Origin of the sequence: Nocardia huaxiensis, from assembly GCF_013744875.1 — a bacterium.
Taxonomy (GTDB): Bacteria; Actinomycetota; Actinomycetes; order Mycobacteriales; family Mycobacteriaceae; genus Nocardia; species Nocardia huaxiensis.
In genome coordinates, this window is sequence record NZ_CP059399.1 from 4,084,071 (window position 1) to 4,105,777 (window position 21,707).

At 66.5% G+C, this 21,707-nt stretch carries 26 protein-coding genes and 1 pseudogene; 16 read left to right on the forward strand and 11 right to left on the reverse strand.

Annotation, left to right across the window (positions count from 1 at the left end; genetic code table 11):
- Positions 1 to 116 precede the first annotated feature (116 nt).
- Genes gvpJ through H0264_RS18345 form a run of 8 tightly spaced genes read left to right on the forward strand, consistent with a single transcriptional unit; the run spans position 117 to position 3,761 of the window.
- Complete coding sequence (gene gvpJ, locus H0264_RS18310; RefSeq protein ID WP_181585084.1) at positions 117 to 629, forward strand: gas vesicle protein GvpJ; 513 nt, start codon at positions 117 to 119, stop codon at positions 627 to 629.
- Positions 626 to 1,408, forward strand: a complete 783-nt coding sequence (locus H0264_RS18315) for a GvpL/GvpF family gas vesicle protein (protein ID WP_181585085.1) — start codon at positions 626 to 628, stop codon at positions 1,406 to 1,408. Before gvpJ ends, H0264_RS18315 begins: the two co-directional genes overlap by 4 nt.
- On the forward strand, positions 1,405 to 1,629 hold the full coding sequence (locus tag H0264_RS18320; RefSeq protein WP_181585086.1) for a gas vesicle protein GvpG: 225 nt from the start codon (positions 1,405 to 1,407) through the stop codon (positions 1,627 to 1,629). Before H0264_RS18315 ends, H0264_RS18320 begins: the two co-directional genes overlap by 4 nt.
- A gap of 5 nt (positions 1,630 to 1,634) precedes the next feature.
- A complete protein-coding gene (gene gvpO / locus H0264_RS18325) occupies positions 1,635 to 1,946 on the forward strand; it encodes a gas vesicle protein GvpO (protein ID WP_181585087.1) in 312 nt (103 codons plus the stop codon).
- Positions 1,943 to 2,326, forward strand: coding sequence for a gas vesicle protein (locus H0264_RS18330; protein ID WP_181585088.1), 384 nt, complete (start codon positions 1,943 to 1,945; stop codon positions 2,324 to 2,326). Before gvpO ends, H0264_RS18330 begins: the two co-directional genes overlap by 4 nt.
- Positions 2,319 to 3,212 carry a GvpL/GvpF family gas vesicle protein gene (locus H0264_RS18335; protein ID WP_231086369.1) on the forward strand — a complete coding sequence of 298 codons (894 nt, stop codon included), beginning with the start codon at positions 2,319 to 2,321 and terminating at the stop codon, positions 3,210 to 3,212. Before H0264_RS18330 ends, H0264_RS18335 begins: the two co-directional genes overlap by 8 nt.
- On the forward strand, positions 3,209 to 3,490 hold the full coding sequence (locus H0264_RS18340) for a gas vesicle protein (RefSeq protein WP_181585089.1): 282 nt from the start codon (positions 3,209 to 3,211) through the stop codon (positions 3,488 to 3,490). Before H0264_RS18335 ends, H0264_RS18340 begins: the two co-directional genes overlap by 4 nt.
- A complete protein-coding gene (locus H0264_RS18345) occupies positions 3,456 to 3,761 on the forward strand; it encodes a gas vesicle protein K (RefSeq protein WP_181585090.1) in 306 nt (101 codons plus the stop codon). The genes H0264_RS18340 and H0264_RS18345 overlap by 35 nt, the downstream gene beginning before the upstream one ends.
- Before the next feature lie 82 nt (positions 3,762 to 3,843).
- Here the strand turns inward: H0264_RS18345 and H0264_RS18350 are convergent, their stop codons facing one another.
- Positions 3,844 to 4,236 carry a phage holin family protein gene (locus H0264_RS18350; protein ID WP_181585091.1) on the reverse strand — a complete coding sequence of 131 codons (393 nt, stop codon included), beginning with the start codon at positions 4,234 to 4,236 and terminating at the stop codon, positions 3,844 to 3,846.
- A gap of 129 nt (positions 4,237 to 4,365) precedes the next feature.
- Here H0264_RS18350 and H0264_RS18355 point away from each other — a divergent pair, with 129 nt between their 5' ends.
- Positions 4,366 to 5,019, forward strand: a complete 654-nt coding sequence (locus H0264_RS18355; protein WP_181585092.1) for a hypothetical protein — start codon at positions 4,366 to 4,368, stop codon at positions 5,017 to 5,019.
- A 7-nt stretch (positions 5,020 to 5,026) separates the two neighbouring features.
- On the opposite strand, the gene H0264_RS18360 is transcribed toward H0264_RS18355, so the two are convergent.
- Positions 5,027 to 5,950 carry an oxygenase MpaB family protein gene (locus H0264_RS18360; RefSeq protein WP_181585093.1) on the reverse strand — a complete coding sequence of 308 codons (924 nt, stop codon included), beginning with the start codon at positions 5,948 to 5,950 and terminating at the stop codon, positions 5,027 to 5,029.
- 287 nt (positions 5,951 to 6,237) lie between these two features.
- On the opposite strand from H0264_RS18360, the gene H0264_RS18365 reads away from it, so the two are divergent.
- From H0264_RS18365 to dnaN, 4 genes are all read left to right on the forward strand, one after another.
- Positions 6,238 to 7,041, forward strand: a complete 804-nt coding sequence (locus tag H0264_RS18365; RefSeq protein ID WP_181585094.1) for a hypothetical protein — start codon at positions 6,238 to 6,240, stop codon at positions 7,039 to 7,041.
- 129 nt (positions 7,042 to 7,170) lie between these two features.
- Complete coding sequence (locus tag H0264_RS18370; protein WP_244976219.1) at positions 7,171 to 8,574, forward strand: lipase family protein; 1,404 nt, start codon at positions 7,171 to 7,173, stop codon at positions 8,572 to 8,574.
- Positions 8,575 to 8,636: 62 nt separating this feature from the next.
- Positions 8,637 to 9,005, forward strand: coding sequence for a hypothetical protein (locus H0264_RS18375; protein WP_181585095.1), 369 nt, complete (start codon positions 8,637 to 8,639; stop codon positions 9,003 to 9,005).
- Positions 9,005 to 10,123 carry a DNA polymerase III subunit beta gene (gene dnaN, locus H0264_RS18380; RefSeq protein ID WP_181585096.1) on the forward strand — a complete coding sequence of 373 codons (1,119 nt, stop codon included), beginning with the start codon at positions 9,005 to 9,007 and terminating at the stop codon, positions 10,121 to 10,123. Before H0264_RS18375 ends, dnaN begins: the two co-directional genes overlap by 1 nt.
- 4 nt (positions 10,124 to 10,127) lie before the next feature.
- Here the strand turns inward: dnaN and H0264_RS18385 are convergent, their stop codons facing one another.
- Complete coding sequence (locus H0264_RS18385; protein WP_420832099.1) at positions 10,128 to 11,405, reverse strand: zinc-dependent alcohol dehydrogenase; 1,278 nt, start codon at positions 11,403 to 11,405, stop codon at positions 10,128 to 10,130.
- A gap of 78 nt (positions 11,406 to 11,483) precedes the next feature.
- Positions 11,484 to 13,085, reverse strand: coding sequence for a lipase family protein (locus H0264_RS18390; protein ID WP_181585097.1), 1,602 nt, complete (start codon positions 13,083 to 13,085; stop codon positions 11,484 to 11,486).
- A 279-nt stretch (positions 13,086 to 13,364) separates the two neighbouring features.
- Here H0264_RS18390 and H0264_RS18395 point away from each other — a divergent pair, with 279 nt between their 5' ends.
- A complete protein-coding gene (locus tag H0264_RS18395; RefSeq protein ID WP_181585098.1) occupies positions 13,365 to 14,483 on the forward strand; it encodes an epoxide hydrolase family protein in 1,119 nt (372 codons plus the stop codon).
- Between the two features lie 77 nt (positions 14,484 to 14,560).
- Here the strand turns inward: H0264_RS18395 and H0264_RS18400 are convergent, their stop codons facing one another.
- The 5 genes from H0264_RS18400 to H0264_RS38645 form a co-directional block, all read right to left on the reverse strand.
- On the reverse strand, positions 14,561 to 15,106 hold the full coding sequence (locus H0264_RS18400) for an AMIN-like domain-containing (lipo)protein (RefSeq protein ID WP_181585099.1): 546 nt from the start codon (positions 15,104 to 15,106) through the stop codon (positions 14,561 to 14,563).
- Between the two features lie 296 nt (positions 15,107 to 15,402).
- Positions 15,403 to 16,284, reverse strand: a complete 882-nt coding sequence (locus tag H0264_RS18405) for a hypothetical protein (protein WP_181585100.1) — start codon at positions 16,282 to 16,284, stop codon at positions 15,403 to 15,405.
- Complete coding sequence (locus tag H0264_RS18410; RefSeq protein ID WP_181585101.1) at positions 16,271 to 17,359, reverse strand: hypothetical protein; 1,089 nt, start codon at positions 17,357 to 17,359, stop codon at positions 16,271 to 16,273. The genes H0264_RS18405 and H0264_RS18410 overlap by 14 nt, the downstream gene beginning before the upstream one ends.
- Positions 17,360 to 17,361: 2 nt before the next feature.
- Positions 17,362 to 17,655: a hypothetical protein gene (locus tag H0264_RS18415; protein WP_181585102.1), complete on the reverse strand. Its 294-nt coding sequence runs from the start codon at positions 17,653 to 17,655 to the stop codon at positions 17,362 to 17,364.
- Entirely contained in the window at positions 17,652 to 17,999 is a 348-nt protein-coding gene (locus tag H0264_RS38645) for an SAV_915 family protein (protein ID WP_244976221.1), read from the reverse strand. The genes H0264_RS18415 and H0264_RS38645 overlap by 4 nt, the downstream gene beginning before the upstream one ends.
- Before the next feature lie 806 nt (positions 18,000 to 18,805).
- Here H0264_RS38645 and H0264_RS18425 point away from each other — a divergent pair.
- A complete protein-coding gene (locus tag H0264_RS18425) occupies positions 18,806 to 19,216 on the forward strand; it encodes a hypothetical protein (RefSeq protein ID WP_220140006.1) in 411 nt (136 codons plus the stop codon).
- Between the two features lie 47 nt (positions 19,217 to 19,263).
- Here H0264_RS18425 and istB read toward each other — a convergent pair whose 3' ends face one another.
- Together istB and istA are read right to left on the reverse strand one after the other, a co-directional pair.
- Positions 19,264 to 20,061 (reverse strand): IS21-like element helper ATPase IstB, encoded by a 798-nt coding sequence (gene istB / locus H0264_RS18430; RefSeq protein ID WP_181585104.1) that lies wholly within the window; start codon positions 20,059 to 20,061, stop codon positions 19,264 to 19,266.
- Positions 20,061 to 21,290 (reverse strand): annotated as a pseudogene (istA, locus tag H0264_RS18435) (IS21 family transposase). Before istA ends, istB begins: the two are co-directional and overlap by 1 nt.
- A gap of 180 nt (positions 21,291 to 21,470) precedes the next feature.
- On the opposite strand from istA, the gene H0264_RS38650 reads away from it, so the two are divergent.
- Positions 21,471 to 21,644, forward strand: a complete 174-nt coding sequence (locus tag H0264_RS38650) for an HAD hydrolase-like protein (protein ID WP_244976222.1) — start codon at positions 21,471 to 21,473, stop codon at positions 21,642 to 21,644.
- Positions 21,645 to 21,707: the final 63 nt, after the last annotated feature.

Consider the following 21,707-nt stretch of genomic DNA (forward strand, 5'->3'; position numbering starts at 1 on the left):
CGGCGCTCGCGGCGTCAAGCCGGGTGGCTTCTCCTATTTGCCCACCTCTGTTCACGAATGTTCGGGCCGGAACCGGGTAGGCGGCCAGGAGAAGCAACGACAAGGAGTTATTCCCCATGACTACTGCACTACAGCCACGCGGCGGTGGTGGCGGCGTCGGGCGGCCGAATGCCAGCAGTCTGGCCGAGGTGCTCGACACCATCCTCGACAAGGGCCTCGTGATCGACGCGTACGTGCGCGTGTCGCTGGTCGGGATCGAGATCCTGACCATCGACGCCCGGGTGGTGGTCGCCAGCGTCGACACCTACCTGCGTTTCGCCGAAGCCGTCAACCGCCTCGATATCGCGAGCCAGGACCAGAAACCCGGCCTGCCCGATGTCGTGAAGGACGTGGCCTCCGGGGGCAAGTCGTCCGCCACCAAGGACGCCATCCAGTCCGCGACCGAGCAACTGGGCAAGGCCCTGTCCGACGACAAGGGCGACAAGGGCGATGCCAAGCAACTGCTCGAGAACGCCGGCCAGCAGATTCTCGGCATGCTGACGCAGGACAAGGACAAAGACAAGGACAAGGAAGAAGAACCAGCCAAGCCCACCAGGCAGACCAGCTCGCGCCGGAAGACCCAGTCATGACCACCGCGGAAACCTCAGGAACACAGGAAGTTTCGAACACCGCCCTGCTGATCTACGGCATCGTGCGCGCCGACGCCGAGCCGAAAGCCGAAGGCATCGGCAAGAATCCGGCCCCCGTGCAGACGATCAAGCACGGCAAGATCGCCGCGCTCGTCAGCGAGGTGCCGGTGGATCAGCCGCTGGAGCGCGCGGAGGACCTGCAGGCGTTCTCCCGCGTCGTCGACGGTCTGGTCGCCGACATGCCGGTCATCCCCATTCGTTTCGGTGCCGCGCTGGCCGATCCGGCCGCGGTGGAGGAGGGCCTGCTGGAACCGAACGCCGATCGCTTCGAGGCCGCGCTCGACGAATTGGCCGGGCACGCCGAGTATCTGGTGAAGGGCCAGTACGTCGAGCAGACCGTGCTGCGGGAAATCCTGCAGGAGAACGAACATGCCGCCGCCCTGCGCGAGACGCTGCGCGACGCACCCCTGGACGTGGGTCGCGACGAACGCATCGCCCTCGGCGAAATGATCAACTCCGCACTGGAATACAAGCGTCAGGTCGACGGATCCACCATCGTGGAGGCGCTGCGGCAGCTCACCGAACATCTCGCGCTGCGCCCGCCCACCCACGAGGAGGAGGTCGCCGACATCGCCGTGCTGCTGCCCCTCGACAAGGAGGAGGAACTGGTCCGCGTCGTCAACGACATCGGCGCGCAGTGGACCAACCGGGTCGACATGCGCGTCGTAGGACCCTTGGCCGCCTGGGATTTCGTCGCCGCCGAGGCGCCGGAACAATGATCGGCACGCTGCTCACGCTCCCGCTGCTACCCGTCAAGGGGGTGCTGGCGCTGGCGGAGGTCATCGCCGAAGAGGTCGACAAGGAGCTCTACGGCATGCCCGCCATCCGCCGCCGCCTCGACGAACTACAGCGCCTGCGTGCGGCCGGGCAGATCGAGGAAGACGACTACCGGCAGGCCGAACAGGAGCTGATCGGCCGCATGCTGCACCGGGGAGGGTGACCATCGTGACCGATGAGCAGCGTTCTCGCACCGGGAAATCCGCCGCCGGCGACCGCCTCTCCGCGAGCCAGACGGCGGCGGCCGGCACCCGGCACATCGCCGAGCTGACCGGCAAGGAGGTGGTCGGCGCGACCGGCGTCCGGCCGCGCGACGACGGCTGGACCGTCGAGGTGGAGGTGCTCGAGGACGCGCACATCCCGTCCTCCGCCGATGTGCTCGCCCTCTACGAACTGGAACTCGACGAGAACGGAGAGCTCCTGTCGTACCGCCGTATTCGGCGCGGGCGGCGCTGCGCGATCGGGGACGATCGGTCATGACCCTGTCCTCCGGCGCGTACTCGGCGCGGCCCGCCCGCAGCGGCTCCGAACCCGCCAACCTCGGTGACATCCTCGAGCGCGTGCTCGACAAGGGCCTGGTCATCGCGGGCGACATTCGGGTGAACCTGCTCGACATCGAATTGCTCACCATCAAACTGCGATTGGTGGTCGCCTCGCTGGAAACCGCACGCGAGGTGGGCATCGACTGGTGGGAGCGTGACCCCTGGCTGCGGGGTGACCGGGCGCTGGCCCGGGACCCCGACGGCGAACGCGCCATCGCGGCCAACCAGCCCCGTGGCCTCGCGTCCGCCGACGAATTGCGTTCGGAGAACGACAGATTGCGACAGCGCATCGCAGAATTGGAGGGCCGAGATGGCTGACGTAGAGGTATCCCAGCTCCCCGGGCGGCTGCCCGGAACACCGACCACCCTGCCCGGCATGCCGGAGGCGACCACCTCCGAGGAGCCGATGGGACCGACCGCTGTGTGGATCTACGCCGTGCACCACAGCGCCGACACCGGTCCCATCGGTATCGGGGAGAACCGCACCGGCGTGCGCAGCAATCGCGCCGTCACCGGCGTGAGCGGGGAGGAGGTGCGCGTGGTGGAGGCCGACGGCCTGGCCGCCGTGGTCGGCTCGGTCCCGCTGACCGACTTCGCCCCGGATGCGTTGCAGCGCAACCTGAACGACCTGGACTGGCTGGCCGGCACCGCGCAAGCGCACAATGCCGTCATCGAATCCGTCGCCGCCGGGCGAACGGTCGTGCCGGTGCGCCTGGCGGTGCTGTGCCATGACGACGACGGGGTGCGCGCCATGCTGGCCGAGCGGCACGACGACTTCACCGAGGCACTGAGCCTGGTGGAAGGCCGCGCGGAGTGGGGCGTGAAGGTCTTCGCGCACCCCGAGCCCGCCGAGGAGCCCGGTCAGCGCCCCGCCTCCGGGGCCGACTATCTGCGTGGCCGTCGAGATGCCCTGCACCGCAACGAGACCGAGCGTGACGAGGCCGCCCGCGCCGCCGACGAACTGTTCCAGGCGCTGTGCCCGTACGCGGTGGCGTCGCGGCATCGTCCGCTCACCGATTCGTCGCTGGCGGGCCGGGAGACCCCGATGCTGCTCAATGCCGCCTACCTGGTGGACGAAGCCCGCGCTGACGAATTCCGCACGGCGCTGGACGAATTCACCGATCATCCGCTGCTGGAAGTGGAACCCACCGGCCCCTGGCTGCCCTACTCCTTCGTGGGCGCCATCGGAGACGGCAACCCATGACGCGAACGCGCCCGCCCGCCCTCACCCCGGAGCGGGCCGCGTCGCGCCACCCCGCCGCTCCACGAAACCCGTACGCCGACCGCGAGATCGCGCTCATCGACCTGATCGATCGGGTGCTGGCGGGCGGCGTGGTCATCTCCGGCGACATTGTGCTGTCCATCGCCGGAGTCGACCTGGTGCACATCTCGCTGCGCACCCTCATCTCCTCCGTCGCCTCTCTCCTGGATGCCCGAGCCACACCTGATGACCGAGAATCTCCGCGCCAAGAACGCCAGTGACAGAATCGAACTCGACCCGACCACCGTGGAACGCGGCCTGGCCACGCTGGTGCTCACCATTGTCGAACTGCTGCGCCAGCTGATGGAGCGACAGGCCGTGCGCCGCATGGAGGCGGGCGATCTCACCGACCGTCAGATCGAGGAAGTGGGCGTGACGCTCATGCGCCTCGACGACGCCATGAACGACCTGCGCGCCCACTTCGACCTCAGCCCGGAGGATCTGAATATCGACCTCGGGCCCCTGGGGCCGCTGCTTCCGCGAAACCTCTGAGCCATAGCCGAACTCGTGTGGCTCGGCCGATAGCGTTGAGCCACTGATGGTTTCAGCAGTGTTGGTTTCCGCAGTGTTGGTGTCAGCCGCCCAGTGTTCCGAGCGGGCCGCTGCCCGATCCGAGCGGACCGGCGTTGTGCGCCGGGTTCGTCTTGGACTTGGCCATCGCCCGGGTGACAGCCGCCGCCACCAGTAGCACGACCCCGACGATGAGGGCCGCCACCCATGCGGGTGTCGCCAGTGCGATCAGCAGCACCACCGCCGCGACCAGTCCGCCCCCGCCGTACAGCGCCAGAACCCCCGCCGCCGCAGTCAATTTGGCGCGGGCCCCGACCTGCGGCATGCGCCCGACGGTCTCGTTGATCGCCACCTGAACCTGTTCGCGCACCAGCTCGGCCAGCTGATCGGTTCCCAGCCCCGTCACATCCGAGAGCGGGAACCCGCCCTGTCCACGCCCGCCAGGCATCTCCACCATGTCCGTATTCCTCCTCACGACAGCGACTCCTACTCAGCGCCTACCCGAATGCCACCCCGCTATGCGCCGACACACGGTCGCGCCCGACATTGCGCTGTTCTGTCGCCCGCCACCGCTACTCTGCCCGACATGGTCAAACCGGAGTCGGCCCTGCGCCGCCTGATGCGGGATACGGGAAAGCTCCTGCAGCCCTACGGGTTCGAAGGTGACGAGCCCACCTGGGTGCGCGTCGAGGACGACGGGGTGGCCGCGGTCGGCCGCACCCGGGTGCAGCGCACCTGGACGGGCGGCGCGCAGGTCATGCGATTCGGGTTGACCTTGAACGCCACTCCGGTGGCCTGGTGGGAGTTCTGCAACTGGCGCGCCGCCCGCCACGGCGCGGCGCCGGTCGAGCTCGCGGCGGCCACCGGTCCGGGGCTGCTGACCGAGGCCGGGCTCCCGGAGGCCATGACCACGCTCTGGTCCATGAGCCCGGATGCCGCCGGACATGTGTCGCAGGCCGAGATCGACACCATCCGGGCCGAACTGCCCCGCCGCGTGCACGCCTACGCCCGCCGGGCGCTGCGACTACTGGAGCCTGGCTGTTACCTGGAAGAGCTTGTCGCGCTGCCGGATCCGCGCTTCGCGACCTGGGAGGCGATCGTGGTGCTGCTGGCCGGCGACGGGCCCGGCGCACGACTCGAGGACGCCTGCGAGCAACTGCGGCGGTGCTGCGCGGAACCGGATCGGGCCTACGTGGAGGACGTGATCGGTTACGCGCAGCACCGGACCGCTCTCGTCTGAGCGCGGATCAGACGAGGGCCTTCTGCTTGCGGATTCGGCGCCGCACATCGCCCATCATGGATTTGGTGCCGGCGAATCGCAGGAAGCGGGGAATGAAGCGGTTCACGAAACCCACAAAGAGGAAAAGGTTTTCGAAGCGGCGCTGATCGGTGGCACTCCACGGCACGCCCATCTGCTCCCGGAAATACGGCGGCAGGAATCCGGCGGTGAGGAAGCGCAGCAGGCCGCCGAACACCAGGCGCAGATACCAGTGGATCATGCGCAGGTGCAGCAGGTCGTCGACGTAGGCGCGGAAGGCGTCGTCGACGATCACCTGCTCGCACGCCGCGAGCCAGTACTCGTCGAAATCGGCGCGGGTGGCGGGCCACAGCTCCGGCGGCACCTGCAGCGTGGTGCCGAAGGTCTCCCCGCCCTGGTAGAACGCCTCCTTCTGCTCGGCGTTCATCTTGCCGTGGATGAGCTGATGGGAGTCCTCGAAACCGATGTAGATGCAGGCCGCCACATACAGCTGCAGCTTGCGGTCGAAGGCGTTGTACTTGACCTTGGCGCCCGGCTTCGAAACCACCTGCCGGTGCGCCACATTCACCGCCTCGCGGAATTCGGCCTTCTCCTCGTCACTCCCGAGAATCGCCACCGCGAGGTAGGAAGCGGTGGTGCGCAAGCGTTTCCACGGATGCACCATCAGCGCGCCGGATTCGACCGTGCTCTCCATGACACCGGCCGCCACCGCGGGATGGGCGAACTGCATGGCCACATTGGCGGCGGCGCCCGCGAACATCCAGAAGTCGAGTGCGTCGCCGAGCTGCGCCGGGCGCTTGCGCTGCGAGCGGTGGATCTCCGGGATGCGGATGCGGACCTGCTCGAGGGTCAGCGGTGAATGAGGCTGCGGGTCATCGTAATTCGGTTCCCAAGGCTGCGCTGCCGTGGTCATGGGAGCCCCTTTCTGGGTAGAGCTGTACGCACGACTCCGCCCATTATGTTACTGAGAATTCTCGCTGATGGAACCGGTTCTCCGGAAGAATTTTCCAGCAAATAAGGCACTCGGACGCATCTAAGTCGCTTATGGTTCTCTAGAGGTGGAGGAAAGTCGGGGCCGGTGAACCGCAAATCCGACTGGCGTGCAAGGGGTTCCGAGTAAGATCGGCGAGCAGCGTGATCACCGCAGGTTCGGGTCCGCTCCCGAGAGGCTCGACGGTGCTCCGCCGGATCGGGGACCGCATGTCCGTCTCTCGCGCACTCACCGTCCTATCAGTCCTTCCAGCCCTGTTCGTCGCAGGTCAGGGCATTGCCGCAGCCGCGCCGGAGAATCTCGAACCAGAGCAGGCGCGGGATCCGCACGTGCTGCGCCTCGGCACCGACACGGTACCGCTGCCCGAGTTCGTCGACACCCGGACTCGCGAGACCGCACAGGCCGCCATCGATCAGGCCGCGCGGCAGATCTCCGACGCCTACGACAGTGTGGGATTCTCCGAATCGCCGGCCGACCGCCGGATCGCGACCACGGTGGCCGGGGGAGCCATCGGCCTCTATGTCGGCAAGGCGATCGTGACCTTCCCGATCGCTGTCGCGGGATGCGGCGTGGGGATGGTCGTCGGCGGGATCGCGGGCGGCATTGCCGGCGGCGTGCCCTCCGTCGGAGTCGGCGCGCCGCTGGGGGCGGCGATCGGCGGGCTGGCCGGATGTGTGATCGGCGGCGTGGCGGCCACGGTGCCCGCGGAAGTGGTCGGGATGACCGGCGGCGCGGTCATCGGTGGCGCCATCGGCAATGCGCTCGGCGCGGGAACCGATGAGCCGCAACCCGATTCCAACCCCGCGCCGGTCGCCCAGCCGAATCTCGCGCCGGTCGCGCAGCCCGATCCGCCGCTGCTCGATGCCGTCGCTGCCGTGCATCCGGAGGCCGAGGCCGCCGTCACCTCCCTGCGCGGTGCCATCGCGGCCGTGCCCCCGCTGGATCCCGCGGCCTTCGGACCGTTCGCCGATTCGGCCAATGCGCTGCTGAGCGCGGTGCGGGCAGCCGTGTAACCCGGGTCGCACAACCGGTTCCGCCAATCTTCTCGCCGGGCTTTGCGAGCCCGGTCACACCTGTGCGATAGTGAGCCGAACTATTGAAACTGTCCGGTCTCACAATGGGCCGGAGATAGGGGTCGGTCGATGAGGACCAGCCGTTCGCGCGGGCGGGTGCTGCGGTTCGGAACCGCCGTGGCCTGCGCTGTCGTCGCAGCCATGACCATTGGCGCGCCGGTGCAGGCCGCACCGGAGGAAGCGTCGCCACTGCCCATCGAGCCGGTGAAGGTCCTGCCGCTGCCGCCGGAACTGGATCCCGCCTTCTACAACCCGTCGGCGGCCGTGCTCGCCGCGACCGCGCCCGGCGGCATCATCGCGGCCCGGCAGGTCAATGTCGCCAACTTCGGCCTGATCCCGCTCAATGTCGACGCGTGGCAGGTGTCCTACCGCTCCAACAACTCTCGCGACGAGGCCGTCGCCGCGGTGGCCACCCTGCTCAAGCCGCGCGGTACCGCCGCGCAGCCGCGCAAGCTGCTCTCGGTGCAGATCGCCGAGGACTCGACCGCCGGCTACTGCAGTCCCTCCTATGCGCTGCAACACCTTTCGGCCGCGCCGTTCCTCGGGCAGATCGTCGCGCCCGCCGAATTCCTGTTCGCCCAGGCGGTGCTGCAACAGGGCATGGCCGTGGTGATCCCGGATCATCAGGGGCCCAACAACGCGTACGCGGCGGGCCCGCTCGGCGCGCGCATCACCCTCGACGGCATTCGGGCCGCGACCTCCTTCGCGCCGCTCGAAGTCGGCGAGGGCGCACCGGTGGGCCTCTACGGCTACTCCGGCGGTTCGATGCCGACCGCACACGCCGCCGAGATCCGCAAAACCTATGCGCCGGAACTGAATATCGTCGGTGCTGCCGCCGGCGGCGTGGGCGCGGACCTGGGTGCGACCCTGCTGATGGCGAACAATCAGGCCACCGCCGGTCTGGTGCTCGGCGCGGTCATGGGCCTGGCCAACGAGTACCCCGACTTCGACGCCATGCTGGATCAGAAACTCAACCTGCTCGGGCAGGCGCTGCGGGTGATCAAGTCGCCGCTGTGCGTCCAGTACCACTCGTCGGTGCTGCCGTTCCTCAATATCACCGGTCTGATCGACAGCCCGGACCCGCTGCGGGAACCGGCGGTCGCGGCCATGCTCGAGGACACCCGCCTGGGTAAATCCGTCCCGGACATGCCGATGTTCATCTGGCATTCACGCTGGGACGAGATCCTGCCGCTGCCGTCCACCAACCAGCTCGTCGACACCTACTGCGCCGACCCGGGCGCACAGGTGACCTACACCCGCGACTGGGCCAGCGAGCACGTCATCGCCGAGGTGACCGGCGGTCCGGCCGCGCTCATGTGGCTGTTCGATCGGCTCAATGGCGTTCCGGCGCAAGCGGGTTGCAGCACCACCGACGTGAGCTCCATGCTCGGCACCCCCGGTGAGCTGGAGATGATGGGCGGCGTCATCGGGGAGACCCTGGCCTCGTTCTTCGGCAAGGCCATCGGAACCTAGCAGTTTCCGCCGGTCACCAGCCCGTCAAAAATCTTTTGACGGGCTCGTGTACTGTTCGGGCCATGCACGATCCCGGACACCTCGATGCGGCCATGCTGCGCGACTGGCTGCAGTCCGCACCGCCGCCCCCGGCCGCGGAACCCGAAGCCGCACAGGCGAATCTGATCCGTGCGGTGCTCGACAAGCAGGCGAGCGGGGAACCCCTGCCCACCGGTGTCCTCTATGCCTGCGTGCTCGCGCTGACCGCGGCCCGCAGCGAACTGGACCGGCTCGAACTGGATCTCATGCGGGCCGCCGCCGACAGCGGGCACAGCTGGGCCGTCATCGCCGAAGCCTTCGGCTACCGCTCGAAACAGGCCGCGCACGCGCGCGCCAGCGCCCTGCATCATCGGCTCGAATACCGTGCCGCGAGTCCGGACCGGGAGCAGTGATGCGGCTTCGCATCGAACGTGACGCTCTCACACGGGGTTTGGCGATGGTGGGATCCAGCGTCCCCATCAGGCCACCGGTGCCCGCGCTCGGCGGCGTACTGCTGGAGGCCGCCGCCGACGGTCTGTTCCTCTCCGGGTTCGACTACGAGGTCTCCTCCCGGGCGACCCTGGAGTCCGTCTCGACCGGCGACACCGGATCGGTGCTCGTCTCGGGGCGGCTGCTCGCCGAGATCGCCAAGGTGCTCCCCGGCGGACCGGTCGACCTCATCCGCGACGGCGCCCGGCTGCGCATCGCCAGCGGGCAGACACGATTCGCGTTGCCGCTCATGCCCGTCGAGGACTATCCCGCATTGCCCGCACTGCCCGCGCCCACCGGCATCGCCGATCGTGCCGAGTTCGCCGACGCGGTCGCCCGGGTGGCGGTGGCCGCCGGTAGGGACGACACGCTGCCCATGCTCACCGGTATCAACGTCGAATTTCATCCGGGCTTCCTGCGGCTGGTGAGCACCGACAGATTCCGGATCGTCATCCGTGAACTGCCTTGGACGCCAACGGAACCGGCCGCCGAAACCGCCGCGACGCTCGTTCCCGCCCGCAGTCTCGCCGCCGCGGCCAAGGCGATTCCCGGCGATCACATCGAGATCGCCTGCGACCCAGGGCAATCCATTCTGGGTGTGCGCTCGGGCGGCAGCCATCACACGATGCGTCTGCTCGATACCCCGTATGCGCCCTATCAGCGCTACCTCACCGAAACCTGCACGGCCACAGCGACAATCAGTACTCCGGCACTGATCGAGGCCATCAAGCGCGTCTCGCTCATGGCACCGCGCGGGGCGCAGATCCGCATGACCTTCTTCCCGTCCACCGTGCTGCTGGACGCCGGTGACGACACTGCCGGTGCGGCAGAGGAAACCATCCCCTGCGACTTCGACGGCGATCCCCTCGCCATCGCCTTCAACCCCCGCTATCTTCTCGACGGCCTGAACACCCTGCACGCCCCGTTGGTCGAAATCGCCACGAACGGCCCGATTCGCGCCGCGGCCCTGCGTGATCCGGCCGCAGGTGAGTACGAGCTGCGTCAGCGGTACATCCTCATGCCGGTGCGCCCACCCGCGTGAGCGTTCACGGCCGGAAGACCGCGCGAATACAGCCGTCGCGCTTGTGCTTGAAGATCTCGTACCCGTGCACCGCCTCGTCCAAGGGCATGTCGTGGGTGATGAGGTACGAGGGGTCCAGGTCGCCCTGCTGGACATAGTCGAGCATGCGGGGCACATAGCGCTGGCCCTGCTGCTGTGAGGTGCGAATGGTCAGGCCCTTGTTGGTGAGGACGCCCATCGGGAATTTGTCTGTCACACCGTAGATTCCGAGCACCGCGACCGTTCCGCCCTTGCGGCAGGCCAGAATCGCCTCGCGCAGGGCCGTGGCGCGGTCGGTGTGCAGGCGCAGCGCCTGTTTGGTGCGATCGTAGAGATGCTGCACGCCGGTGCCGTGTCCCTCCATGCCGACGGCGTCGACGCAGGCGTCGGGCCCGCGTCCGCCGGTGCGGTCGCGCAGCGTGTCCAGCACGCTGTCGACGGCGGTGTAGTCGATTGTCTCCGCGCCGAACTGTTTGTGCGCCAGGGCAAGTCGTTCCGGACGGCGGTCGATCATGATCACCCGCTCCGCGCCGAGGAGGTGGGCGGCGTGCCCGGCCATGAGACCGACGCCGCCGCTGCCCCACACCGCCACCGTGTCGCCGGGGGAGATGTCGCAGAACTCCGCGCCCATCAGCCCGGTCGGCACCGCGTCGGACAGGAACAGGGCCTGCTCGTCGGTGACGTTCTCGGGCACCGGGAAGCAGTTGACGTCGCCGAACGGCACCCGCACGAGCTCGGCATGCGAGCCCTGGTAGCCGCCGAACGGGTGCGTGTACCCGTAGATCCCGCCGGTCGGATAGCCCAGAATCGGTTGCTGCAGTGCGGCATTCGGATTACTGGTGTCGCACAGCGAGGGCAGGTCGTGGTGGCAGTACCAGCACGCTCCACACGAGATGAACGACGGAACCACCACGCGCTCACCGACGCTGCGGTGGGTGACCTCGGAGCCGACCTCGGCGATCTCGCCCATGAATTCGTGGCCGATCAGAATTCCTCGACCCGGTGCCGCGGTGCGTCGATGGTCACCGTCTGCCCGCGGTCGCCACGAGGAGCTGACGAGATGACTTTTCTGACCAGGTCCGAGACCGTCGACCGGGCCTTGTCCCTGGCCTCCGCAATGTGAATCACGCGCGTTCCCTTCGAATGTCGGGCGTCGGCGGGTTCCTTGCCTACACGAGCTACCGCCATGCCTCGCCATTGAGGCGCCGTCGCCGTTGACGGGCGGGTTTCGGAACCGGACCGAATATTCAGGCATTCCTCGCATACCCCGCCGGTTCGATGCCAAGCAGACGATCCAGCGCCGCGGCCCGGTTCGCCCGGCGCAGCTCTCCCCGCTCTGCGATCAGTGCACTCGGCCGAACAGCCAGTAGCCCGGTGACAGGTGGTTCTCGCCCACGAGGAATTCGACGACACCGGCGGTGAGTTCTTCCTCGTCGATCCGGCCGTTGCCATCGGTGTCGGTGTGGTCGAAGATGTCGTCGGCCTCCTCCGGCCCGATGCCCAAACCCTGCGCCACCGAACGGAATTGTGCTCGGGTGAGGGTGGATTCAGGGGTGTCGAGCAAGCCCATGATGGCGTGCACGAGGGTGGCGGCGCCGGCGGTGAGCCGGTCGGTGTCGCGCTCGGCGCCGACGGCGAGGAACTCGTGCAGATCGATGCTGCCGTCGCCGTCCTGGTCGTAGTAGCGGATGAGGTCTCGTGCCAGCCGCTCGTAACCGTCGCGGACCTGGACGGCGACGGGATGGCCGAGGGGGCGTCCGAAGCTCTGGATCAATCGGAGGGCGTGCGCGCGGAAATCGTCCAGCTCGATCCGGCCGTTGCGGGTGGCGTCCAGGACCCGGAAGCGGTGCGCCTTTTCCAGGACGCGCGGGTCGTCGGTGCGGGGGCCGGCGCCGTCGGTCGAGACGAGGTCGGCGGCCCAGCGGGTAGCGGTTCGCGCGGCGGGCTCGAGCAGCGCCAGATGGTCGAACGTCTCGAAATCATGGAATGTGACGCTGGTGCCGCGATCCGACAGTGCGGTGGCGAAGTCCCTGCCCCGGGCCGTGCTGAGCACCGGGTCGGCGCCGCCGGTGCAGAGGAAGATCGGGCGGTCATAGGACGTGGCCGGGGGACTGGTCGATTCCAGCACTTCGATGAGCGGCTGCCATGCCGCGATGCCGGTGATCCCCGATTCGTCATAGGTCGTCTCGCGGCACAGCGCATTGAGCTGTCTCATGGACGAACTCTTGGCGGCGGCGACCAGTTCCCGGCCCTTCGGCGCGAGCCGCACGTCGGGCGCGAACTCCGGCCGCCGAGTTTGCAGGCCGGCCAGAATCGTGGGCAGCAGGGCATGAACCGGTTGTTGCCCGTTCGCCGTGGCGGCCTGGACGAAGTCGAGGAATCGCACCGGCGGCGCCAGGGCTACGGTGCCGCGCAGATCCAGGTGCGGAGCGTAGGCCGTGCACAACGCGGCCGCGAACAGCGACCCGTGCCCGCCCTGGGAGAACCCGCCGATCACGGTGCGCTGGTCGACGGCCAGATCCATGGCGTGCACGGCCAGCGCGATATCGATGATGTCGTCCGCGATGGCCTCACCGTCGAGATACGGATGTGGCTCGGGGGTGCCGATTCCCTCGTAATCGGTTGCGGCGACGACGAATCCGGCCTGCAGCCACTGCGCGACATGGTTCTTCTCCGCCCTGATCAACCCCACCCGCGACGGGGCATTGTGCTCGTTGATCCCGACCGTGCAGTGCGCCCAGGTCAGCACCGGAGCCGTCGCCTCCGTGCGCTTCGGGACGAAGACCGACCCGCTCACCGCGCGCATCTCGCCCGAATAGTTCGGCGCCGCATAGTCGATGCGATACGCCTGCTCGGCGCCTTCGGGCCACAGCGATCCCTCGAGCGGTTCCACTTCGAGCAGCGTGCCGTGAGTTGTTCCGGAGCAGTCGATTACAGCTGTCACGTCGAACCTCCACGGATGTCGCGGGGCGGAACTTGGCAACCTCTGAGACGCGCGGTCAGCTTCCACGAGGTGAAGAATGGCCGTGAACAGTACGTCAACGCTGGAGATCAGGATAGCTGGAAGCTATATCCGCAGTTGGATGCGCTGCCCCCGGCGCTGTCCGGGCCGCGCCGAAAGTTTGCTGAAGAAAGTTCGAGAAAAGACTGGAACGGAATGATTCGTTCCGCTAGAGTATTGATCAGAACAAAGCATTCCGTTCTGGAACACGAGGAGAACCTGATGTCCGACATCCGCCCCTTCCGCATTGAGATCCCGCAGGCCGACCTCGACGACCTGAACTACCGTCTGACCCACACCCGCTTCGCCGCCGAGCTACCCGCCGAGACGTTCGCGGGCAAGGTGGATCTGGGCATTCCGGTCCCGCCCGGCTGGGAGTACGGCGTCCCGGGTGCGTTCGTGCAGCCGTTGATCCAGCGGTGGCGTGACGAATTCGACTGGCGCGCAGTCGAAAAGAAGCTCAACGCGTACCCGCACTACCTGACCGAGATCGATGGGCAGACCATCCACTTCATCCATGTCCCCTCGGCGAATCCGGATGCGACACCGCTGATGCTGACCCATGGCTGGCCCAGCTCCTTCGTGGAGTACCTCGGCCTGATCGACAGGCTCACCGACGAATTCCACCTGGTCATCCCGTCCTACCCCGGCTTCACGTTCTCCGGCCCGACCCGCGACATCGGCTGGACGCCCGAGCGCATGGCTGCCGCCTACGTCGAGCTCATGCGCCGCCTCGGCTACGAGCGCTACGGCGTGCACGGCAATGACGGCGGCGCCATCGTCTCCCCCGAAATGGGCCGTCTCGCACCGGAAAACGTGATCGGCGTGCACGTCAACCAGATCTTCTCCTTCCCCAAGGGTGAGCCCGGCGAATTCGACGGCCTCAGCGAGCAGGAGCTGGCCTTCATCCAGTTCGGCCAGAAGTTCCTGGAACACTCCATCCACGACTTCGCCCAGCGCGCCCAGCCCAGCACCCTCGCGCACGGCCTGTCGGATTCCCCCGCCGGCCAGCTCGCCTGGAGCGGCCAGCTGCTGGGCACCCTCGACCCCGACGACATCCTCACCAACGTCGCCCTCTACTGGTTCACCAACACCTCGGCCTCCTCGGCCCGCTTCTACTACGAGAACGCCCGCGGCGCACACGCCACCGAACCCACCACCGTCCCCATCGGCCTGGCCTCCTTCGGCTACGACTTCAAGCCGCCCCGCAAGTTCGCCGACCGCGACCACGCCAATATCGTCCAGTGGAACGAGTACAGCGAAGGCGGCCACTGGGCCGCCTACGAGGTCCCCGAGATCCTGGCCGCCGACATCCGCGGCTTCTTCGCAAAACTGAAGTAGCGCAGCACAACCCGCCGCGCCCCGATCGAATCATCGATCGGGGCGCACTTGACTGGGGGTCAAATGGCGACCGGGTGTCACCAACGGTGGGCGACGTCGACGACCACGCGAGAGCCACTGCCCGGCCCATCGAGCGTGAAGACCCGGAACGGGAGGCGTGCGCGCACACCCAGCCCGACGGTGGTCTGACCCTCGAAGGACCCCGCCCACGCAACCTGGCGGAAGGTGTCATAGCCGGTCACATCGGTCAGCTCATTGCGATTGCCAGGCTCATAGGTCGAGTTGCCATCGCTGTCGTAGGCCGGGGCGTACACAACCACCTGCAGAAAAGCGCCACCACGCAACGCAACCGGCGCCCCCGACGCATCCATATACACCTGATCGACATAACTGACGAGATAGCCCGTAACCGGCCCCGCGACGTCGACAACCATGCGATCGAAGCAGTCGTGCCGACCGGACCGAATACCCGTCATCGGAGCCGTGGAGTGATTCGAACTCGACTTCTCGAGCGAACCCCACACCAGCCCGCAGTACGGTGCCGCACTCGCCCGGCCAACCGGAACCAGCAAGGTCAGCACCAGCGCAGAGAGCGCGATCAGAATCGAGAGTATGCGACGCATGCCGCGACCAGCCTTCAGCAGAGAGTCTTCAGTTACCCGATAAATCGGGTGAACCGAAGCGGCCGTTAGACACGGGAGCGTCGCTTCTGGATCTCGAAGCAGCCAGCAGCTCGTCTCGGCCGGTCACCGTTCGATCGTGTAGCAGTGACACTTTCGCGCACGAAGAGTGTGCACGAGGCCGCAAGCTGCGCACCACGATCCCCGAGCAGAAGTCTCCCGACACTCCGGGGCGGTTCAAATCTCGCAAGCGACGTGTTCTCCGACGGCGGTGGCGGCTGATTTCGCCGCGCGGAGCTTCAGCGGTGAGCGTCGGCTCCGAAAGTGTGCCATCGGTGGGTTGCGGAAGGTGTTCCGAGTTCTGTTCTTGCGGTGGGGTTTTCGGTGTAGAACGTGAGGTAGCGGTAGAGCGTGTCCCTGTTGACTGCGAAGCGAGGGCATTCGAGCACTACCCGGCCGGGCAATGGCGGCAGTGGATCGAGCCGCCACGGCCGCACCGGCTTGCCGCCGAGCGTCAGGCCGGGTGCGGTCTCGTGATAGGTCCATCCCGCGCTGTGGGTCTCACCGGTCACTTCGATGATCGGGAATCGGTGGCAGCCACGACGTATCAGGCGAACGTCGTTCCAGCTGAGGGTGGTTCGGGAACTCCAGTCGTCGTGGATGATCTCGCTACGGGTCAGGATGAGTTTGCTGGGTCGGAGCCGCCGGGTGAGGGTTAGCGCGGGTTCCGCGGCGGACAGCACGCCCAGCGCCGAGAAGATCAACGCCAGGGGCCAGTGTGTCCCCCATGCGGCAGCTGTGGTCTGGCCCGCGGCGAGGAAGAATATCGCCGCGAAGCACAGCCACATCGCCTGGCGCAGACCGAAGTACGCGGCCGAACCGGGCACGATGGTCGCCGCAACTCCGTGCTCGCGGTCATTGGTGACCGAGGATCGCGCAGCGACGCGCGGATCCGCCCAGACACCGGCCACCACCAGAACCACCATCGCGAGCCCGAACAACCCGACGTAGGTCGCAGCCGCCTGTGCGGTGCTGTTGTCGCTGCGCCACATCGCCACGGCAATGACGATGCACAGCACTGTCAGGCCGGCGGTGGCGAGCGTCGCGACGACGCGCCTGCGCACCAGCTGGGGAGGTTCGGGCCATGGACCCGGGTCTTCGTAGTTGTCAGAAGATCGCATTCCACGCCTTCGAGATTCCGCCTCCGATGGCGCTTCCGGCGCTCTCCAGCGCGTCCACGCCACCGTTCACCGCAGCACCCACGCTCAACCCGTCCGTGTACAGGGCATCAACCGCACCCGAGGTGAACAGACCCGCCGCAGCGCCTACGAGTGTTCCAGCGACAGCACCAGCCACGGTTCCCGGGCCCGGCACGATTGAGCCGACAAACGCGCCCGCAGCGGCACCCGCCGCGACCGAGGCGCCGAAGCCAGCCGCGCCGGAGACGACCGCTTGCTCGACGGGTTTGCCGTTGTAGATGTCGTAGGCAATGCCTGCGACTGCGAGCGCGCCACCGGCCCCCAACCCGATTTTCACGCCTCGGGCTTTGGCGGTCTGCGCGGTTTCCAGTGCTTCGCCCGCTTTGAGCAGCTGTGCCCGTTGCCAGTCCACATCCCGATACAGTGTCGCGCGTGGTGTGCCTGCCGGAGCGTTCTTGGCTTCGATCAGAGTTTTCAGGGCGTCGCTCGACAGTAGGGCAGCATTGGCCAGCAGCAACGAGGAGTGCTTGGCGATCAGAGCACCGACTGCGCCGTTGATCATGTCGCCGACAACGAGGAACCACTTGTCCTTGAGGTCGTTCACCACATTCTGCAGCATTCTGACCCAGAAGGACTCCTTCTGGCGGACCTGATTGGCTGCCGTGACGGCCGTGTCGTACGCGGCCACCTTCTCGGAGTCACCGTCGGTAGGTTCCTCGATGACCTGTTCCTTGACCACCAATCCCGCAGTGGTCGCGTTGGTTCGAATGGTCGCCATCTCGGCCTGCGCCTGCTCTATGTCGCCGGCGAGAGTGTCGAATTGGGTGGCGTATCCCTGGACCTGGATGACGAAGTCGTCGACCTTGACGCAGGTGTTGCGTGCGTTTTCGGCGAAACCGTCGCCGGCCTTTCCCTCCCAACCCGACTCCGCGAGGTTCTTCACCTTGGCCAGATCATCCGCGGCTGTTGTCAATTGGCAGGCCAGGCTGTCCCGCAGCCACGTTCCGACCGCGCGGACGCTTGCCGGGTCACCATCGATCTTGGTATCGATTCCCACCGTCACCCCTGCTGTGCCCAGGTCTGACGCAGAATCTCATCGGCGGTCGTATCGTCCTGTTCCTTGTACTGCTTGGCAGCCTCGGTAACGGCATCCGCGCTGGCAGCCATCCCGACAACGAGCTGTCCGGCACTGTCGAGCAATACCGACAGCAACGCCAGCACCGACGGAGTCGCCACACCGGCGTCCACCGTCTCGGGCGACTTGCTGGCCGTGCTGTCGAGTTCTGTGCTGGAGGTCGCCAGCGTGGTCGCAATCGTCACCATCGAGTTCTGATCGATGAAGAGCTCACTCATGCCTGGCTGGTCCCCCGTAGTTCTTCGGGAATGTAGAGATCGAGGAGGAGCAGATCGAACGGCCGGACCTCCTGCAGCGCGTCCAGCGCGACCGTCGGAGTCCACATCCACGGCTGATCCGCCCCGCAACACTCGAGCAGTCGATCCAAAGCCGAGTAGGCCAGACAGGCAATCCGCCCATCCCGGGTCTGCCGCAACATGATCTGCGCGTCCTCGACCCGCTCAACCTCCTGCAAAACCGGTAGATACACCACAGGGGGGAAGTTCTTCGGCAACGGCTGCGGAGCAGACCGGGACGCCGAGGCCTGCCCCCCGAAACGATCAAGGCCCTCGAAATCGGTCACACGCTGGACGCTACCAGGTTGCTACTGAACTCTGTCGACAAGCTTCTCAGCACCAACACCGCCGAGCCGGACGAGACCACGATCCACGTCGAATCGTCAAGTGTCTCTTGAGAATAAGCCGACAAGGTTGTCCTGAGTCGTCGTCGCATTGACAGCGGCTTTGCCTCGCATACGAGGCGCTTGCCAGGCTGCGACGACACCATGCTTGGCAACTCTGAATATGCAGGAGGATTTGTGGGGCCCATTACCTCGCCCTTAAGTTGGCGCTCGTTGGATTGCCGTCGGAGTGCGGGCTCTTGAAGAACGTGTCGATCATGAGGATTGGCGAGTTGTTGCCGCTCGCATCGGACGTGATCGTGGTGTGGGAGCTACCGTCATGGAACCTGTCCTCGGTCACAGCAGCGGGACGGCGCGGGTCGACGCCCAGCTGACGCAGCTGCGTGGAGCAACAGGTTTGGCGCCATGGCCGACTGCCGCAATCGACTGGATCAGGGGGGAAGAGCAGTTCCGCACGTGGTGGGGCCCTGACGCAATCGCCGGTACCGACGACGATCCCGAGCGCTCTGCCCCCCAGGGACGGCAATGGGAATCGAGACCGTGATGACGATGGCGAGAGCTGGTTCTTGTCAACTCCGGCCCAAGCCTGACCCAGTGATTCCGTTCGAAAGTTGACCCCTGGAGCTACGACACCATCGGCTCCTAGCCGATGAACGACGTTCCCCCCAGCGTGCCACCGAACCGGCTTGAGACGCGGGGTAGATACTCATCTGATGCACGTCGGAAGACTCCTCGACAATGCTCGATTCGTGGGTGTGGCCACGACGTGCTCCGCAGTCGGCCTTCTACTGCTCGGCTGTACTGGCGTCGACACGACAGGATTCGATGCCGCGCTGACCGATGAGGAACTCATCCTGGGGACTGTTCAGGCCGTATACCAGCGGATGAACAATGGCGGGACCGACACACTCGACCATCTGGTCTGCGCACAGAACCTGCCATCGACGGTCGGTGCGGCGGGCGCCGGGCCACTCGAACGGCTCCGCGGAATGAAGTTGGACAGTGTCGGTGACATCGTGATCGAGGATGACCCGGCAACTGCGATTGTCGGTGATTCAGCGACCGCGGTGATCCATCAGCACTCGTTGACCGATCCACGGGAAATCTCGACCTACACGGCGCAGTTCAAACGTGAGGGCATACAGTGGACGTGGTGTTGACCCGCTTCGCCTGAACGCACGCTGCTACCGCACAGTGCGCGGATTGTTCAGTCGTTGGTCTTGGCCGCGGGGACGCGGCCGAGGTCGCGGTCCTTGAGCCGATAGCTGTCGCCTTTGAGGGAGATGACTTCGGCGTGGTGGACCAGCCGGTCGATCATGGCAGCGGCGACGATGTCGTCGCCGAACACCTCTCCCCAGCGGCCGAAGGGTTTGTTGCTGGTGACTATCAGACTCGCCCGTTCATAGCGGGAAGAGACGAGTTGGAAGAACAGGTTGGCGGCCTCGGACTCGAAAGGGATATAGCCGACTTCGTCGACCACGAGCAGCGGAATCCGGCCCAGCTTGATCAGCTCTGCCTGCAGTTTTCCGGCTTGATGGGACTCGGCCAGCCTGGCGACCCATTCCGCGGCGGTCGCGAACGCGACCCGATGCCCGGCCTGACAGGCGCGGATGGACAGCCCGATCGACAGGTGGGTTTTGCCGGTTCCGGGCGGGCCCAGGAACACCACGTTCTCCTTGGCGGTGATGAAGTCCAGGGTTCCCAGATGGGTGATGGTGTCTCGCTTCAATGACCGTTGGTGGTCGAAGTCGAACTCTTCCAGGGATTTCCGGGACGGGAACCGGGCGGCGCGGATGCGTCCTTCACCGCCGTGAGCCTCACGGGCGGCGACCTCGCGCTGCAGACAGGCCGCCAGGAATTCCTCGTGACTCCAGCTTTCCGCGCGGGCGCGTTCGGCGAGCCGGTCGACCGCGCCGGCGAGCGTTGGAGCTTTGAGAGCTCTGGCCAGATAGGCGATTTCGGAGCCGACGTTGCGGGCACCGTTGGGGGAGGTTTTGGTGGCCATCAGGCGATCCCTTCGCTGTCGAGGTCGAACAACCGGTCGTAATCGGACAGGCGGCGATGCTCGACGCTGGTGTCGAACACCGGCACCGCCGCCAGGCGCCGCGCCCGCCGCATCTCGGCCGCCGCGGCGACATGCGCGGGATCGCTGAGGGTCTGATGCGCCGCCCAGCACCGCCGATGCCGGCCGACTTCGCTGCCACCGCAGGTGATCACCACCTGCTGCAGATTTGCGCGGATATCGACGTTGCGGCCGATCACCGAGGGATGGACCGAATAGTCGTTGGAATCCAGGCGCACATAGTGATCACGCGGCAGCCGCGTCGATAGTCGCCACCCGACGACCGGGTCGACCGGCGGCAACTCGAGCATTGCACTGCGATCAGCGACCCAGCGGTCGACCGGGCGGCACCCGAGGCGGCGATGCTGACGCTGGTTGGCCTTGTCGAGCCAGTCGAGGAGTTGGGTGTTGAAATCGGTTGGGCCAGTGAAGGTTCGGCCGGGCAGGAACGAGGTTTCCAGATAACCGTTGGCCCGCTCGACCAGGCCCTTGGCTTCGGGATCGCCTGGTCGGCACTGGATCACCTTGACGCCCAGGGTTCCGCGGAAGGCGTTCATCGCATCGGTCAGCTGGGGCTTGCCTCCACGCCATTGACCGACTGCAGATTCGTTGTCCCACACCAATACTCGCGGCACTCGACCCCACCGGGAGATCAGTTCCCAATGACCGGCCAGCAGATCCGGGCTTTAGCGCGTCGGGATCATCACCGCCGCGATCATCCGTGAATACCCGGTCACCATGACCAGCACCGGAGGCCGACCTGCATGCCCGAACCCGAGCGGGACATCGGCGGGCGGGAACCAGAGGTCGCATTGAGCGAGTTCACCGGCCTGATACTCGGTCCGCGAGGCCGGATCGGGTGGTTTGAACAGTGGCCGCAGCTGCGCGACCCGGTCGAAGAACACCGTCTTGCCGTGCTGCCAGCCGACCCGTTCCATGATCACCGTTGTCGGCATGGTCGGGAACTCGGCCAGCAGCATCCGGATCTGCGGCTCGAACGCGTCGACGGCCGAGCCTTTCGGCGCGCGTTGATATTTCGGCGGTTCGTGGGAGGCCAAGGCCTTCTTCACGGTGTTCTTCGACACTTGCAGATGCCGGGCTATCGCCCGGATCGGCATGCCCTCAGCGCGATGCAGCCTGCGGATCTCCGCCCAATCCTCCACGTTCAACACCTCGTGATTCGCCACAGGGTGGTGGGTCAGCCTTCACCCGGAACCAGAGGTTCAGTATTGAGCCGGAAGCGACAGTTCTGTCGCCAAAAGTGGTGGTGCTGAACCAAATGTTCGGTCGGGTCGCATTTGCGGAGCTTGGATCTCCCGACGGATTTCATCGCGACCTCAGACGATTGGGGTATGGAGAAGCCGTCGGTGGAGTTCTTCGAGCAGGTCGTCGAGGCCGCGCCCTGCGCTGCCGATGAGATCGGCTATGTCGGTGATCGAATCGACAATGATGTAGCGCCAGCGAAGAAGGTGGGCCGCCTACCTCCAGCGTGGGCCTTGGGGCTGGATTCTTCGCGAATCACCTGAGGTCGCGGATCTGTCTGATTTCAAGATCCGCGACTTCGCCGAGCTTCCGAATATCGTTGCGGC

Excerpts from the sequence above, each read along its gene's own strand:
- gvpJ (WP_181585084.1), top strand. The coding sequence starts at position 117 with ATGACTACTGCACTACAGCCACGCGGCGGTGGTGGCGGCGTCGGGCGG.
- H0264_RS18315 (WP_181585085.1), top strand. The coding sequence starts at position 626 with ATGACCACCGCGGAAACCTCAGGAACACAGGAAGTTTCGAACACCGCC.
- H0264_RS18320 (WP_181585086.1), top strand. The coding sequence starts at position 1,405 with ATGATCGGCACGCTGCTCACGCTCCCGCTGCTACCCGTCAAGGGGGTG.
- H0264_RS18330 (WP_181585088.1), top strand. The coding sequence starts at position 1,943 with ATGACCCTGTCCTCCGGCGCGTACTCGGCGCGGCCCGCCCGCAGCGGC.
- H0264_RS18335 (WP_231086369.1), top strand. The coding sequence starts at position 2,319 with ATGGCTGACGTAGAGGTATCCCAGCTCCCCGGGCGGCTGCCCGGAACA.
- H0264_RS18340 (WP_181585089.1), top strand. The coding sequence starts at position 3,209 with ATGACGCGAACGCGCCCGCCCGCCCTCACCCCGGAGCGGGCCGCGTCG.
- H0264_RS18345 (WP_181585090.1), top strand. The coding sequence starts at position 3,456 with ATGACCGAGAATCTCCGCGCCAAGAACGCCAGTGACAGAATCGAACTC.
- H0264_RS18350 (WP_181585091.1), bottom strand. The coding sequence starts at position 4,236 with ATGGTGGAGATGCCTGGCGGGCGTGGACAGGGCGGGTTCCCGCTCTCG.
- H0264_RS18355 (WP_181585092.1), top strand. The coding sequence starts at position 4,366 with ATGGTCAAACCGGAGTCGGCCCTGCGCCGCCTGATGCGGGATACGGGA.
- H0264_RS18360 (WP_181585093.1), bottom strand. The coding sequence starts at position 5,950 with ATGACCACGGCAGCGCAGCCTTGGGAACCGAATTACGATGACCCGCAG.
- H0264_RS18365 (WP_181585094.1), top strand. The coding sequence starts at position 6,238 with ATGTCCGTCTCTCGCGCACTCACCGTCCTATCAGTCCTTCCAGCCCTG.
- H0264_RS18370 (WP_244976219.1), top strand. The coding sequence starts at position 7,171 with ATGAGGACCAGCCGTTCGCGCGGGCGGGTGCTGCGGTTCGGAACCGCC.
- H0264_RS18375 (WP_181585095.1), top strand. The coding sequence starts at position 8,637 with ATGCACGATCCCGGACACCTCGATGCGGCCATGCTGCGCGACTGGCTG.
- dnaN (WP_181585096.1), top strand. The coding sequence starts at position 9,005 with ATGCGGCTTCGCATCGAACGTGACGCTCTCACACGGGGTTTGGCGATG.
- H0264_RS18385 (WP_420832099.1), bottom strand. The coding sequence starts at position 11,405 with ATGCGAGGAATGCCTGAATATTCGGTCCGGTTCCGAAACCCGCCCGTC.
- H0264_RS18395 (WP_181585098.1), top strand. The coding sequence starts at position 13,365 with ATGTCCGACATCCGCCCCTTCCGCATTGAGATCCCGCAGGCCGACCTC.
- H0264_RS18400 (WP_181585099.1), bottom strand. The coding sequence starts at position 15,106 with ATGCGTCGCATACTCTCGATTCTGATCGCGCTCTCTGCGCTGGTGCTG.
- H0264_RS18405 (WP_181585100.1), bottom strand. The coding sequence starts at position 16,284 with ATGCGATCTTCTGACAACTACGAAGACCCGGGTCCATGGCCCGAACCT.
- H0264_RS18415 (WP_181585102.1), bottom strand. The coding sequence starts at position 17,655 with ATGAGTGAGCTCTTCATCGATCAGAACTCGATGGTGACGATTGCGACC.
- istB (WP_181585104.1), bottom strand. The coding sequence starts at position 20,061 with ATGGCCACCAAAACCTCCCCCAACGGTGCCCGCAACGTCGGCTCCGAA.
- H0264_RS38650 (WP_244976222.1), top strand. The coding sequence starts at position 21,471 with ATGGAGAAGCCGTCGGTGGAGTTCTTCGAGCAGGTCGTCGAGGCCGCG.